The organism is Acetobacter sp. AC2005 (assembly GCF_037901235.1).
GTDB lineage: Bacteria > Pseudomonadota > Alphaproteobacteria > Acetobacterales > Acetobacteraceae > Acetobacter > Acetobacter oryzoeni.
In genome coordinates this window covers 1,820,804-1,836,673 of sequence record NZ_CP149625.1, presented here as the reverse complement: position 1 = coordinate 1,836,673, position 15,870 = coordinate 1,820,804, and the positions used below count along the sequence as shown (strand labels likewise).

Annotated in this window: 11 protein-coding genes; 5 read left to right on the top strand and 6 right to left on the bottom strand. The window is 44.5% G+C overall.

Annotated elements, in window-relative coordinates; translation table 11 throughout:
- Positions 1–11 precede the first annotated feature (11 nt).
- From QQM41_RS08830 to QQM41_RS08820, 3 genes are read left to right on the top strand one after another with little or no spacing between them, the layout of a single operon-like run.
- Entirely contained in the window at positions 12–461 is a 450-nt protein-coding gene (locus QQM41_RS08830) for a biotin/lipoyl-containing protein (protein WP_339076900.1), read from the top strand.
- Positions 458–1,855 carry an acetyl-CoA carboxylase biotin carboxylase subunit gene (gene accC, locus QQM41_RS08825; protein WP_339076899.1) on the top strand — a complete coding sequence of 466 codons (1,398 nt, stop codon included), beginning with the start codon at positions 458–460 and terminating at the stop codon, positions 1,853–1,855. Before QQM41_RS08830 ends, accC begins: the two co-directional genes overlap by 4 nt.
- Positions 1,856–1,880: 25 nt before the next feature.
- Entirely contained in the window at positions 1,881–2,288 is a 408-nt protein-coding gene (locus tag QQM41_RS08820) for a biotin/lipoyl-containing protein (RefSeq protein WP_339078095.1), read from the top strand.
- Between the two features lie 97 nt (positions 2,289–2,385).
- On the opposite strand, the gene QQM41_RS08815 is transcribed toward QQM41_RS08820, so the two are convergent.
- On the bottom strand, positions 2,386–3,588 hold the full coding sequence (locus QQM41_RS08815; RefSeq protein WP_339076898.1) for a pyridoxal phosphate-dependent aminotransferase: 1,203 nt from the start codon (positions 3,586–3,588) through the stop codon (positions 2,386–2,388).
- A 351-nt stretch (positions 3,589–3,939) separates the two neighbouring features.
- Here QQM41_RS08815 and nac point away from each other — a divergent pair, with 351 nt between their 5' ends.
- Together nac and QQM41_RS08805 are read left to right on the top strand one after the other, a co-directional pair.
- Positions 3,940–4,887, top strand: a complete 948-nt coding sequence (nac, locus tag QQM41_RS08810) for a nitrogen assimilation transcriptional regulator NAC (protein ID WP_339076897.1) — start codon at positions 3,940–3,942, stop codon at positions 4,885–4,887.
- Between the two features lie 145 nt (positions 4,888–5,032).
- Entirely contained in the window at positions 5,033–6,394 is a 1,362-nt protein-coding gene (locus QQM41_RS08805; RefSeq protein WP_339076896.1) for an amidase, read from the top strand.
- Positions 6,395–6,441: 47 nt separating this feature from the next.
- On the opposite strand, the gene QQM41_RS08800 is transcribed toward QQM41_RS08805, so the two are convergent.
- The 5 genes from QQM41_RS08800 to glgA all read right to left on the bottom strand — a co-directional run bounded on the left by QQM41_RS08800 (position 6,442) and on the right by glgA (position 15,687).
- Complete coding sequence (locus tag QQM41_RS08800) at positions 6,442–7,323, bottom strand: SDR family oxidoreductase (protein ID WP_339076895.1); 882 nt, start codon at positions 7,321–7,323, stop codon at positions 6,442–6,444.
- Between the two features lie 71 nt (positions 7,324–7,394).
- A complete protein-coding gene (gene treY / locus QQM41_RS08795; protein ID WP_339076894.1) occupies positions 7,395–9,992 on the bottom strand; it encodes a malto-oligosyltrehalose synthase in 2,598 nt (865 codons plus the stop codon).
- On the bottom strand, positions 9,989–11,746 hold the full coding sequence (gene treZ / locus QQM41_RS08790; RefSeq protein ID WP_339076893.1) for a malto-oligosyltrehalose trehalohydrolase: 1,758 nt from the start codon (positions 11,744–11,746) through the stop codon (positions 9,989–9,991). Before treZ ends, treY begins: the two co-directional genes overlap by 4 nt.
- Positions 11,747–11,778: 32 nt before the next feature.
- A complete protein-coding gene (gene glgB / locus QQM41_RS08785) occupies positions 11,779–14,007 on the bottom strand; it encodes a 1,4-alpha-glucan branching protein GlgB (protein ID WP_339076892.1) in 2,229 nt (742 codons plus the stop codon).
- Positions 14,008–14,058: 51 nt separating this feature from the next.
- Positions 14,059–15,687 carry a glycogen synthase GlgA gene (gene glgA, locus QQM41_RS08780; RefSeq protein ID WP_339076891.1) on the bottom strand — a complete coding sequence of 543 codons (1,629 nt, stop codon included), beginning with the start codon at positions 15,685–15,687 and terminating at the stop codon, positions 14,059–14,061.
- Positions 15,688–15,870 lie beyond the last annotated feature (183 nt).

Genomic DNA, 15,870 nt, shown 5'->3' with positions numbered 1-15,870 from the left:
AGCTGATAACCATGGATACTCAAGCTCTTAAAGCGCTGATAGACCTGTTTGGCCGTGCTCCGCTCCGTGAGCTTGAGATTTCGGATTGCGGCCAAACTGTTAAAATCACACGGGCAAAGCAGGTACAGGCTTCAATGCCTCCTGCTTCTTCCCTTCCGGCAGCTCCACTAGTTGCCCCCACAACATCTTTGCCCCCTATAGAAAAAGCAGAAGCCAGCCCTCCCAAAGAATTACTGGTAACTGCCCCCATGTATGGAACACTACACCTTTCTCCTGCACCGGATGCACCGCCTTTTGTGGCTGTGGGAGACACTCTTCATGCCGGACAGCAAGTAGGTCTGATTGAAGCCATGAAAGTTTTTACACCCATCAAAACCGAGATTGCCGGACGTGTTGAAGCCATTTTAGTACCTGATGGCAGTGAAGTTGAGGCGCATCAGCCTCTGATACGTCTATCATGAGCGCGCCGCAGCGCTTTGGGCGCGTTCTGATTGCCAACCGGGGCGAAATTGCACTCCGCATTCAACGTGCCTGCCGGCAGCTTGGGCTAGAAACTGTTGCCGTTTATTCGGAAGCTGATGCTCAAAGCCGCCATGTTCTGGAAGCCGATATTGCATTATGCATTGGCCCGGCTTCTGCCGCACGCAGTTATCTGGACGCCGCTAGCATTATTCTAGCTGCAAAAGTGACTGGAGCCACTGCCATTCATCCTGGCTATGGGTTTCTCTCAGAAAATGCTGATTTTTCAGAAGCCGTTGAAAAAGCAGGGATAACCTTTATTGGCCCTACGCCTGATTCTATCCGCCTGATGGGGGATAAAATTACGGCAAAACAGACCATGCAAGCCTCTGGCGTACCCTGCGTGCCCGGATCTGATGGCCCATTACCAGAAGACGAAAACGCCATTCTGGACCTTGCCAATTCTGTGGGCTTTCCGGTTATTGTGAAGGCCTCTGGTGGTGGTGGTGGCCGCGGCATGCGGGTTGTCTGGTCTGCTGATGAACTTGTCAAAGCTGTTGCTCTTACGCGCAAGGAAGCACAGCAGGCATTTGGCAACCCAACACTGTACCTTGAACGGTTTATGCAAAAACCCAGACATATTGAAATTCAGGTTCTATGCGATACGCATGGCACCGCCTTATGGCTGGGAGCGCGCGATTGTTCCTTACAGCGTCGTCATCAGAAAGTGCTGGAAGAAGCGCCTCCTCCGGGTATTCCATCTGAACTTATTGCAGAAATTGGTGCACGCTGTGCGCAGGCTTGCCGTAATATCGGGTATCGCGGCGCGGGCACGTTCGAGTTCCTGTATGAAGATGGTATCTTTGCATTTATTGAAATGAATACGCGCCTACAGGTTGAGCACCCTATTACAGAAGAAACCACAGGCATTGATATTGTGTGTGCGCAAATTGAAATTGCGCAAGGCAAGCCGCTCATGATGGCACAAAACGCTGTTCAGACATGTGGTCATGCCATTGAGTGCCGAATTAATGCTGAAGACCCCTTTACCTTTGCACCTTCCCCCGGCCAGATCAGCCAGTGGGATCTGCCCGGTGGGGCTGGTATTCGTATAGATACGCATATTGTTGCGGGCAGTGTGGTGCAGCCATATTATGATTCCTTGATTGCCAAGATTATTGCGCGCGGAGCAACACGAGAAGAGGCCATTCAACGCCTAAAGGTTGCCCTCTCTGAAATGCAGGTTGAAACAATAGCAACCAATATTCCGCTCCATCAGGCATTACTGTGTGACCGGGATTTTCTGAAAGGTGGGGTTGATATCCACCATTTAGAACACTGGTTGGAAAAAAGGGAAAATCCTGATGACAAAGCCTCTGTCTCTGCCGACATTTGAAAGCCTGCCTAATTCAGACGAAGTTGTGCAGATTAGCCAATGGCTACATGCAGCAGGCCTGAGTTCTCTGGAGCTTTCTAATACACAGGGCATGCATTTCCGTATTTGTGTTGAAACGGCTGAAATACCTACGGATGGTTCTGAGCAACACAATGCTTTGGAACCATCATCACTCAGCATACAAGCGGAAACAGATGTAACTGTTACAGCTCCCTATTTTGGTCATTTGTTACTGCACAATCCTGCAACAAAGGAAGCATTAGCACCTGTTGGAAGCTCTGTTTGCACAGGTGCTGTTGTTGCCATATTGGAGATAGAAGACGTTACCATACCAGTTACAGCATCCAGTAATGGTATAGTTGCAGACGTTCTCGCTAAAGAAGGTGAGTTAATTGGATACGGTCAGCCTATTCTAACGCTTCAGTCTTCTTAATTTTTATTCTTTTCTAAAACCCCAGTGAGAAAACAAAAAATAACCCCATCTCGTTAAGAAATGGGGTTATCTCACAAGCCTTGCAGGCAAAAATCTCTTACTTCAAGCCTTCAACAAACTTTGCAATACGCTCACAACCTTCGCGCAATGTTTCTACATCTGTTGCGTAGGAAATACGGAAAAACGGGCTCATCCCGTAAGCTGTTCCCTGTACTGTTGCGACCTGCTGTTCTTCAAGTAGCCCCATGACAAAATCTGTGTCCATGGCAATAGTTTTACCACCAGCAGAAACCTTGTTCATACATGCGCCAATATCTGCATATACGTAAAAGGCACCTTGTGGCTTGTGGCAATACACATTTGGAATGGCGTTCAGCAGATCAACTACAAGATCACGCCGTGCCTGATATTCTTGCGCACGATCTTTGAGAAAGTCCTGAGGCCCTTCCAGTGCGGCTACGGCTGCGGCCTGTGCTATTGTGTTGATACCGCTTGTTGACTGCCCTTGCATGTTATTCATAGCGGCAACCAGATTTTTGGGGCCGCCACAATATCCTACACGCCAGCCTGTCATGGCATAGGCTTTAGAAACACCGTTAACAGTAAGAACACGATCTTTTAGCCGTGGCTCAACCTGGGCAATCGTGCAGAATTCAAAACCATCATACACAAGGTGTTCGTAGATATCATCCGTCATGATCCAAACATGAGGGTGCTTCAGTAGTACGGCTGCAATAGCTTCCATATCTGCGCGGGGGCAGCATGCGCCAGATGGATTATTAGGGAAATTGAGAATAACCCATTTGGTGCGTTCGGTAATCGCAGCATCCAAATCTGCTGCGTGGAGGCGGAAACCATTTTCTGCTTTGCACGGCACCTGCACCACGCTTGCCCCGGCAAGGCGTGCCTGATCAGCATAGCTAATCCAGAAAGGTGTTGGCAGAACAACTTCATCACCCGTGTTACAGGTTGCCATAATGGCATCAAAAATGATTTGCTTGCCGCCATTGGCAATCAGAATTTCATCCAGCGCATAATCCAGATTGTTTTCGCGCAAGAATTTGGTCTGCACCGCTTTTTTAAGTGCGGGCTTGCCTGATTGTGGCGGATACTTTGTATCACCCGCACGTGCGGCTTCAACCGCAGCTTCAACAACATGTGGAGGCGTAGGAAAATCCGGCTCTCCCGATGAAAGGCTGATGACCCGAATGCCCTCTGCTTTCAATGCTGTTGCTTTATCCGTCATTGCGGCTGAAGCAGAAATGGCAATTCCGTTAAGTCGATCGGCAAAACCCGGCATTACACACATACTCCGAAGATATTCTTGCGCAGGCGCGTGAGAATATTCAGTCAATTATCAATATCCAATGAATGTACGCCAAACCCACCCTTAAGAGATAGCTTTGAAAATCTTCTACCCCCATACAAGAATATTATGGAAAGTATATAAATGGAATACACAACAAATATTTTGTGTTTTCTTATTTTATTTATAACTTTATTAAAAATAATGTCGTTTCATAGGTTTATTAAAATAAATACTCAATCATGAATGGAAGTTCCATCAAAATATTCGTTTCGAATGCTTATTGACTGATAGCATATTTTCGGTAACAATAATTTGAAATGCAGCGCATGGAGATGACTCAAATTGGACATCAGGCGACTACAGGCATTCGTAAAAATTATTGATATCGGAAGCATTTCCCGTGCTGCTGATATTCTGAACATTGCGCAGCCAGCCCTCAGCCAACAGTTAGCCTCTCTTGAAACCGCATTTAAACAAAAGTTGCTTATCCGCAGTAAAATGGGGGTCACTCCTACAGCTGCAGGGTTGGAACTTTACCGTCACGCTCAAACCATGATCAAACAGCTTGATCGGGCCATGACAGAAGTCAGCAATGGTGGTGGGCCTTTAGTTGGCAAAGTATCTGTTGGTCTTTCGCCGTATTCCTCTGGTTCCACTTTGTCTTTGGCTCTTCTGAAAGAAGTGCGTGCCAAACTGCCTGGTATCATCCTTCATTTAACCGAAAGCTTTGATGATATTTACAGCGAAATGGTCATGACCGGTCGGTTAGATATGGCCATTATCCACGGCGCTGGGCCAATCAAAGGTGTGAATTTTACACCCTTGATGAAAGAAAATTTTTTCTTGGTTGCGCCAGAAAACTCCCCTTTTGCAGAAAGGGGATCAGCACCTGTCAAACTTTCAGAACTCACTGAAGTGCCCCTATTGCTTCCTCCAGACTACAATTTTGTGCGCAAACGTATCAACACTGCTTTTGCACGCAAGCAGATAGAGCCACATATTGTTGCAGAAGTTGAAGCTCTTCTGACACTTCAGGACGCCGTTGCTGCTGGTATTGGTTTTACTATCCTGCCTTGGTCTGTTGCCAGCAAGATTATTGTTCCGGGCAAATCCCGCGTGCATGAACTCCGCAGCCCCATCATTCAGGAAGATGTTTCTCTATGCGTACCAGAAAGTATTCCTGAAACAGAAGCTGGTGTTGCCGTTAGAAATATTCTTATTGAATTGGCAAAAAGCATGGTGATGTCTCAAAATTGGCCGGGCACACAAATTATGGATGCCAATAATTAAAAGTTTAACACAATCAATAATTCGGGACATACCTTCACATAAAACTGGCGTGACCTGTCTTTTGCTGTGGCTGTAAGCCAACCATGATACACTCCCACCCATTCTTGTCATGGATCAACAGCCAATAAACACGGAACTGCCCCTCATGTCCCTTCTATTCCCATCCATGCTAGATGCTGCACAGGCACTTGCGGATGGCCGTACAACGGCCCGGCAATTAGTAGAAAACGCTTTAGCCAACATTGCAGACCCACATGGAGAAGGCGCGCGTACCTTCATATCTGTGCACGCCAAGGCTGTGCGCCAGCAAGCCGATGACATGGATAGATTACGATCAAAGGGACAAGCCCCATCTCCTTTAGCCGGGCTTCCTGTCTCCGTTAAAGATCTTTTTGATGAAGCTGGTTCCACCACCAAAGCTGGCTCCATGGTGCTAGCAGATATGCCACCAGCCAGTATGGATGCGCCAGCTATTCAGCGGCTTAAGCAGGCCGGGCTAATTAGTGTTGGCAGAACAACCATGACCGAATTTGCTTTTTCCGGCATTGGCATAAACCCTCACTTTGGCACCCCAGCCAATCCGTGGCACAGAAATGAAAAACGCATTCCCGGCGGTTCTTCTTCTGGAGCCGCCATTTCAGTCTCGGACAACATGGCTCTTGTCGGTATTGGCAGTGATACAGGGGGGTCCTGCCGTATCCCTGCGGCACTTACTGGCCTTGTTGGTTTCAAGCCTACAGCACGCCGTATCTCTACCCAAGGCACTGTGCCCCTTTCTTTCACGTTAGATTCCATTGGCAGCATTGGTCGTACCGTAAAGTGCTGCTGGGCTGCAGATAGCCTTATGGCAACAGGAACACTCCGCATACAAGATGCCCCAACCGGACGGGAGGGGAACACGCTCCGCTTAGGTATTCTTGGCACTTCCGTTATGGAAGATATGGACAAAACAGTAGCCCAGACATGGGAGGAGAGTTTGCGCAAACTCTCCGGTAACGGCGTTGTACTGGAAACATTTACATGCCCTCCCCTTAAGGAAATTCCTAAGGCCAACAGTAAGGGAGGTTTTCCCGCAGCGGAATCTCTCACATGGCATCAATCTTTGCTAAAAACGCACCGTAGCCTTTATGATCCTTTTGTATTGCAGCGCATTCTAAGAGGTTATGAGCAAAACGCCGTAGATTATATTTCTTTGCAGCAAAGCAGAGCCAGACTGATCCGGCAGGCAGCCGATATTATGAACCATTATGACGCTGTTATTTTACCAACTGTGCCTATTATCGCGCCCAAAATCAGCGATATGAATGATAATGCCCATTACATCGCAACTAATCTGCTTTTACTGCGCAACACCACTATAGCCAATTTTCTTGATCTTTGTGCTATCAGTCTTCCATGCCATCGTGCGGGTGAGGCTCCCGTAGGACTGATGGTTATGGGCCGCCATGCAGAAGATCGTAACCTTTTCCATATTGCTGCACAGATTGAACATATGCTGTCAGATTAAACTTCATACGCCAGCACCTATTGCCAACCTGCTTTCCGAAGGCTGCATCAGGCTGGAGTTCCCGGCCTGATATCGTAAGCCTTTTGCACCAGGTCGGACCGTTTCCCAAGTCCATCAGTCACTTTCTGTTTCCATACAGCATCCAGAAGTTCTTTCTGCTGACTGATGATTTCCTTGGGTTCAACATTGCGATAATTATCAATTTCCCCTGTCAGAACGCCAATTGTCGTTTCAAAAACAGGTTCGGGATCATACTGTTCATGCGGAAATGCAATATTTTCATAGTCGAATAGACGTTGTGTAGGATCATCGACCCAACTTTGCCAACTATCGAACATACGGTCATTAAAGCCAGTAAGAAATGGTCCTGGGTTTACCGTGGCAACTTCGATACCAAACTCCTTGACTTCCTGACTTAGAGCAGATGCAATTGCCTCAATAGCATGTTTGGAAGAGGAATATGCGCCGGAAAACGGATCTGTCGTCAAACCAGCTACAGATGACATAAAAACAATCCGGCCTTTCTTGTTCTTTACCATTTTCTTCAGTAACAACTGCGTAAGTATAACTGGACCGATGACGTTGACTTCATACTGACGGCGCAAATTTTCTGCTGGAATATCTGCAATTGCACCCCCTTCAGAAATACCTGCATTATTCAGCAAAATATCAACATCCCATTTAGCTGCCTTCAAACGGTCCCCCTCACACGTCACATCCAGTTTCTCAACACATAAGTTGACACCACGTTTTTTTGCCTCTTCAGACAAAGAATGAACTTGTGCTGCAATTTCCACGCCAGCAATTACGTTAAAACCTTTGGCGGCCAACCGAAGTGCAACTTCGTGACCAAAACCTGTGCCTGCACCAGTTATGAGTATTGTCGCCACAGCTTTTTCCTCTTCGTCATTCAGATAGAGATCAAACAACGTGTGGTCTGGCGTATATGTTCCCAATCTGCCCTTTAACCTTTAATCCGCATCCTGCTTTACACACCAGATCATGTAACATGATGCGCAATAAGAACATCAAACGGCAACGCACCATAAAAATAGCCAAGATTATCAAAGTCTTTATTTTTACAGGATTTATTCCATAAAATACTTTTCCATTCTGCACTTTTCCAATCATCATATAAAAAAATCTTGGTGTTTTTCCATCCTTCATGACAGCTTTGTAAACTCTCATTAATTTTAAGTGAAAAATTAAACCGTGAAGTAATAACAATTATTTTTATATCTTTAGTAACTCTCTGAAATACTACAACATGATCTGACAAATCACCTTCCACCAAGACTTCTTTATACAAACCGTTTATAAATAATTGTGGATATTTTTTTCTCAATATCAAAAGTTTTCGGATTATTTCTTGTTTAATTCTCCCATCACGCCAACTGATTGCTAACGCTGAAAGATTTTCTTCTTTCCCTAAACTTTTTTGTAATTTTAGATAATTCACAGACCTTCTATTATCGGGATCTACAAGACTAAAATCCCATTCCTCACGCCCTTGATACAGGTCAGGAACGCCAGGAACCGTATAACGTAAAATAACTTGGGTAAGACTATTAATAGCTGCAGCAGGAGAAATATTATTTATGAATGTAGCAAGATCTTTGACAAATGATGTATATAAAAGCTGCACCATGAAATTTTGGCATGTTTTTTCATATACCAAATCGGGATTATCCCAACTAGTGCATAAGCCAGCTTCTCTCAAAGCTTTGGTTAAATAAGATTGAAGTCTTTGAGAAAAATTAGAAAAATCTTCATTATTTAATGGCCAGGCAGCAATAAGGGTTTGATATATAAAAAGTTGATCTGCTTTAGAAATATATGGATTTTCTTCAAACCAGCGCATGACAGTTTCAGGCCATTTCACCTCAGGCTCACTTAAAACCATAAGGCGAGCCCTGCCATCCTCTCCTCGTTTATGGTCATGCGTCGCCGTACAAAGCAATGCCTCTGGATATGATGTAAAACGTGACATATTGGCGTGATGAAATGCTTCTATATTTTTTGAAAAATGGGCTGGATCTGCCCCAACCTCGTTCCGAGATAGTAAACGTGCATAACGATAGAATGCGGTATCTTCCCCGGCCTTTGCCGCTAAAGGAGCTGTGAGATTAACAAATAAATTTTCAGGGGCTTTTCTATTCAATGTTTGATAAATTGTCTGGCTTAAAATCTGCTCAATCTTATTCAATAATGGAAGATGATAAGAAGGTAACTCTTTACGTGCTTCATTACAGGCCTTTCGTAAGTATGGAAGGCTCTGTTTGCTTATAGTATTTCCTGAAAAATAAATACGATATATAGGAAATGACAGTAGAATAGTGCGCAGCACAGTTTCTATAGAATGCGTTGTTATATTCTGCTCTAACGGAAAAAATTTTACAAAAGATAATATCAAATCATGAAACATTTTATAAAATGAAGAATTCAGTTTTTCATTCCGCGCTAAATCCTGCACTTTATTATAGGGGAAGCTCCTACATTGTTCCCATACGAAATCTAACTTTTTCTCTCCTTTTGGAGAATGTAAAAGAAGAGAAATTTGCTCAAGAAAATCATACCCTGTGGTGCCAGAAACCTGCCATTTTTTTGGCAGAGATTCCTTATCAGCTAAAATTTTTTCTACAAAAATGATAGGATCATTACGTAAAGGCTCTGGTCTTTTTTGTTTTAATTGTTCCAGTTTTTTTCTTAAATTCCGGCAGTATTCCTCTGGTTGTAACAAACCATCTATATGATCAATTCGAAACCCATCAACCAAACCTCGTTGATATAAATCAAATAAATATGCATGAGTATAAGTGAAAACGTATGACTGTTCCATACGCAGTGCAATAAGCGATGTTACATCAAAAAAACGACGCCAATTCACTAAATCACCAGCATTACGCCACCAAACCAATCGGTAATGTTGCTTTTGAAGTAACATCGAAAGGTTTTGCCTTCCTTCTGACGTTTCAGAAGAAAAAAAATCTATCAAATGTTTTCTTGAAACAGAGGTAAGACTCTCTTCATTCTTATACTCAGCAAAACCTTCTACCCATTTCATACTTTCTAAGGCTACTGGAAAAATTCTGTCTTCATAAACAAAGACAAAAGATCTTTCTTCATCCATATATGAAAGACGAATTTTCTTTTCTTTAATAATATCACTTAAAGGTTTCTCAAGAAATGGAAGGATAATATGATGCGCCTCATCTGCCTGAGATGCATCCCAATCGATATCAAAAAAATCTGCATATTTACTACTAGATCCATATTTCAAAACATCCTGCCACCATACGTTAAGATAGTGTGTGGACATATGGTTGGGTACAATATCAAGAATAAGGCCCATATTATGGGCACGTAGTGCATCTACCAAAACTTGTAGCCCAGCTTCTCCACCTTTTTCTGGATCTATATAATCCCAACTAATTGTATCATATCCGTGCATTGAACCTGGCACCGCGGCCAATAGTGGGGATGCATAAATATGGCTAATGCCAAGGTTTTCAAGATACGGCACAAGTTGTACGGCATCATACAAAGTATAATATTTATGAAATTGCAGGCGATAAGTTGCACGTAATGATTTGTTCATGACCTGCTCTCCATACTGGCCACAAAACTGAATGCCGGCAATGTTCCTGCTTCTCTTGTATCTGGAATAGCGAACAAAACACCATGTGGCTCAGTAATTTCATAATTTTTATCAGAAATGTTTATGAAAATAGTAAGTAATTTTTTATCTCTCAAATACCAATGAGCACAAATAGCACCCACTCCTAGTATTTTTACTCCTGCACTCTGCACATAATGCCGATAAGGAATAATCCATTTTTTACGTAGTTCGAGTAAGTGATGTGTAACGGCCAACCATTCCTTTCCCCAATCTGTATCCCGCAAACTTCTATCAGGTCTAGACGCTTCAAAAGTGCTTAATGCATTCGGATCTGGAATACGTTTACGGTCTTCCTCGTTTCGAAAAGCAGAAAATTGGGAAAACTCGTTTTGTCGCCCTTCTTTGATCTGCTCAGCCAATTCACCATGGAAATCACAGAAAAAATAAAACGGTGTGATACACCCCCACTCTTCTCCCATAAAAATCATGGGAATCATTGGGCTTAAAAGGAGCAAAGCATACGCTGCCTTCACAGCTTTTGGATTTGCCAGCGCTAACAATCTCTCCCCAAATGCGCGATTGCCTGTTTGATCATGATTTTGCAAAAATAAAATAAACTTTGTTGCCGGCAGATCCCCGCTAGGCATTCCCCGCCTTTTGCCAGAATAAGGATTGAATTGCCCTTGATAAACAAAACCTTCTGCTAAAACACGCGCTAAATCCTGCGTTGGGTTTTTAGAAAACATTTTGTAATATCCTTCATGTTCTCCAGTCAGAAGAACATGCAAGGCATTATGGCCGTCATCATTCCATTGAGCTGTAAAACCATTTCTTAGCAGACCTGCATCATTATTTTCGTTTTCAAGGATCAAATGCACATGCCGGCCAGGTTCAATCGTGGTCTGGACCCGTTTCTGCAAAGCTTCAAACCATGTATGGTCAGAAATGGCAGATGCTGCATCAATCCGTACACCATCGAACCGATATTCCATAATCCAGTATATTACATTTTCTATAAAATAATCTCTCACTTCAGGTTTGCTAAAATGAATACCTACACCCCATGTAGAGTGCTGATCGTGATCGAAAAAATCATCAGCATATTCAGGTAAAAAATTTCCCTCAGGTCCAAAATGATTGTAAACAACATCAAGGATAACCATAATTCCACGCATATGGGCTGCATCAATCAGATGCTTCAATTCATCTGGCCGACCATAAGAAACTGCTGGAGCATACGGTAAAACACCATCATATCCCCAGTTTCTAGTCCCCCCAAAGCTATTTATCGGCATAAGTTCAATAACTGTAATGCCAAGCGCTGCCAATTCATCTAGCTGTTGGCATATGCTGCCATAGCCACCTAGCAAACCTGCATGCAGTTCATAAATAACAGCTTCATGCCACGGCCTACCCCGCCATTCTGGGCACTGCCATTGATAATGTTCTGGATCTATAACTTCACTTGCACCAAGCACGCCATCTGGCTGACTACGGCTTGCGGGGTCCGGCACGCACAGACCACCAGAAATACAAAAACGATAACGAGCCCCTGCACCACAAGGAACCATAAGGCTGAAATGCCCAAGGCCATCAGAATGCATTTTTTGATCTTGCATACCTTCGATACGGACAAAGACATTTTCACTTGAAGGTGCCCAAAGAGTGAAAAAGGTTTGTCCTTTTTCCAACAGTTCCGCACCAAAACTTTTTCTAAAAAGAAACGTGCGCATGGTCAGGAACCTTTCAAGCAAGCATAACGTGCCTAGATAGCAACCGGACTAAAATATAAAACAGAAAGTGGTGGGAGCGTTGCCTCTAGAGAACAACACATTCCATGCGCAGACACATCCTGCGCATACAGGCCCCCAGCGTTGCCAACATTAGAGCCACCAAAACATGCAGCATCAGTATTAAGGATTTCGTGCCAATACCCACCATGCGGCACTCCCACCCTATAATTATGGCGAGGCACAGGGGTCATATTACAGACAACCAACACTGGTGCTGCATCTGGCGCATAACGCAACCATGCAAAAACACAATTTTGCGTATCGTCTGCAATCACCCATTGAAAACCCTGAGGGCTATAATCATCTGCATATAAAGCCGGATAAGCACGATAAAGGCGATTGAGAGTGGCAACTGTATCATGCATCCCCTTTCCAGATGCCTCTACCAGCCTGTGCCAGGCTATTTGGCCATCATGGTTCCATTCCTCCCATTGGGCCAACTCTCCTCCCATAAAAAGCAGCTGTTTTCCAGAATACGCCCACATAAGCCCATAAAGGCACCGTAGGTTTGCATGCTTCTGCCAAGCATCCCCCGGCATGCGCGACAAAAGAGAACCTTTGCCGTGCACAACTTCATCATGAGAAAGAGGTAAAATAAACCGTTCGGAATAGGCATAAATCATGCCAAACGTCAGATCATGCGCATGATAACCACGCCAGAGCGGATCTCGCTGCATATAACGCAAAGTGTCATGCAGCCAGCCCATATTCCATTTAAAACGGAACCCTAATCCGCCTGCCTCAGCAGACATGGTTACGCCCGGCCACGCAGTAGACTCTTCAGCTATCAGCATAACGTCATCATGCGTATCTCGGATAAGAGCAGAAAATTCGTGAAAAAACGAGACAGCCTCAAGGTTTTCACGTCCACCATAAATATTAGGCTTCCATTCCCCATCCTTACGGCTGTAATCACGATACAACATGGACGCAACGGCATCGACCCGCAGACCATCAATATGAAAGTGCTTCAGCCAGTACAAGGCACTTCCCAGTAAAAAGCCCCTCACCTCGTTCCGGCCAAAATTATAGATAAGTGTGTGCCAGTCCTGATGAAATCCCTCCTGTGGATCAGCGTGTTCGTAAAGATGTGTACCGTCAAAACAGGCAAGTCCATGCGGATCAGAAGGAAAATGAGCCGGCACCCAATCCATAATTACCCCGATACCAGCCTGGTGGCACCGATCCACAAATGCAGCAAACTCAAAAGGCTCGCCATGCCGAGCTGTTGGCGCATACATACTGACAGGCTGATATCCCCAGGATCCAGAAAAAGGATACTCTGTAATTGGAAGTAACTCTATATGCGTAAATCCCAATTCCTGAATATAGGGAATAAGTACATCAGCCAAACTGCTCCAAGATATAAACCCTTGGCCAGTTTCTGGCAGTCTCCAAGAGGGTGCATGAATTTCATAAATAGAGAGCGGGGCATTCACTTTATGCCGTTTATGCCTTTGCTCCATCCATTCCGTATCATGCCATTCATAATTCTGTGGGGCTGCAACGCGCGACGCTGTAGCTGGAGGCTTTTCCGTAAAACGCGCATAAGGATCTGCCTTTGCTGGTAAAACCTTGCCTTTAGAAGAAAGAATTTCATATTTATAGCGTTCACCTGCCATAAGGCCTGGAACAAACAACTCCCATACTCCTGCTCCATGGCGTAACCGCATAGGGTGGCGTCTACCATCCCAAATGTTGAAATCTCCAATAACAGAAACCCTACTGGCATTAGGTGCCCAAACCGTAAAGCGCACACCTTTTACACCATTAATCTCGATACAATGTGCCCCCATAATGTCATCAGGAGAGTGATGGCGTCCCTCTGAAAACAAATGTAGGTCTAAATCTCCTAATAATTTACCAAAACTGTAAGGATCAACAACATCTTGCCAACTATCCGCCCACTTCACCCTTACAAAATAACTTTGGCTACGTTTGGGAATCGTCACACTATAAACGCCATGAGGATGAATACGCTGCATTTGTCGCTCAACGATAGAGCCGTCCGATGAGGTAATAATGACCCGAACCTCAAAAGCATCCGGGAAAAATACGCGCACAATATCCCCTCGCCCATCAGGATGCCGCCCCAATACAGCAAAAGGATTAGAGCAGTTTCCGACAACAAGCTCTTCTATGTGCTTTTGAAGCGCCAAATCTGCCGTTTTACGATTTTTAGATACAGAGCGCGCAGGCATCGCAATACACACCGTTTTTTTATTACTGCAAAATAATTCTGTTCTGCTTAATCAAGCATATGTTCCTGTGCTCTTCAGGCTTTCACTCTTTTGCCCACCAAGCGGCATACGGGCTGGCTGTATTCTGCGCAGAGCCCGGAACGAGCGCTGTAAAATATCGCCTCGGCGAGGCGCAATTTCGGCGTAAGTATTATGATGTAATGGGGAGTGACCAGCTAAATCTCTAAATAATTGGGCATATTCTGCCGCTTTCCCTTCCCACGAGACATCATGCAATGCACCATTACGCTGCAAACGTGCCCAAACAGATTTTTGCTGAAACAAGGCATATGCTCGCCTAATAGCTACCAAAAGTGTTTCACTATTGGTTGGAGCGAATAAAACACCGTTCGCAACACCTTCCGCTATAGCTGCTGAATTTGCATCCACAATGGTATCTGATAATCCGCCAACACGCGCTGCAATCGGCACAGATCCATAACGCAGCGCATGTAGTTGGGTGAGACCGCACGGCTCAAACCTGGATGGGATAAGAGAAGCATCAACAGCAGAATGCAATTTATGGCCAAGATTTTCGCTATAATGCAAATGACATGCTAATTGATGTGGGTAACGACTTTGCAATTCCGCAAGAGATCGCATAATTTCCCGATCTCCCACACCTACAATAATAAGTTGTATATTCCATTCAAACAGACGCGGTACAATTTCGGCCAGAATATCCACACCTTTTTGTGTGGTTAAACGGCTAACAAGCCCTAAAAGAAAGGTTTCTGCCGTTTGCGGCAATCCAAATTCAGCTTGTAATACTCTTTTATTTGCACGGCGCCCAATGATGTCCCCAACTGCATATGGAAACGTTACGGCAGGATCTGTCATAGGATCCCACTCCGAAAGATCTAGGCCATTGAGAATGCCATTCAACGCAGCCGACCGGGTACGAAGCAAACCATCAAGACCCATACCATGTTCTGGTGTTTGAATCTCTTCTGCGTATGTAGGAGATACCGCTGTTAAGCGATTTGCAAAAAATAGTGCTCCCTTCAAAAAACTTATCTGCCCATGATACTCCAAACCTTCCAAGGCAAATGCATGCGGTGGCAACCCGAATTCTTCAAGTTTATTACGAGGGAAAATGCCCTGAAACGCCAAATTATGAATAACATGTGCAACAGGCGGAGCTTCTACGGCATCATAATGCAGATAAGCTGCAACTAATGCGGAATGCCAATCGTGAGTTTGCACGACTGCAGGCCGCCAATGTTCCAGATATCCTTGCGCAATAAATGCGCCAATACGTGCCAGAACCGCATAACGTATGCCATTATCCGGCCAGTCCTGGCCTGTTGGGCTGCCATAAGGGTTTCCCACTCGATTATATAAAGCGGGCACATCAGCTACAAATAATGCACGATTCTTTGTCATGCCTTCCCAAATAGTAACAGAATATCCTAATACATTATCAAATTGTTTCACAATTTGTCGTTCTTCCAAAGCATCCATTACGGAAGGATAGCCAGGCAATAATGTATGCGTTTTTATTCCATATGAACGTAAAGCACCGGGTAAAGAGCCGACAACATCCCCTAAACCACCAGTTTTTATTAACGGATACATTTCTGACGCAACGGAAAGAACGTTCAGATTGGTTGGTAGCATTTCAACGGATGTCTGCGTCATGTCTCATCCCTTTTTGTATATCTTGAATGGAATATTTCGCCCTGACAGGCATGACGCAGCTATCAGTAGCTATGACATATAGAACGTTGACCTTCCTAAAATGTCCCTCACACACGATTATGTTACTGAATTTTCGCAATGACCATGCGTTACGGACTTATGCTGTGCCATATTTTCGCCAAG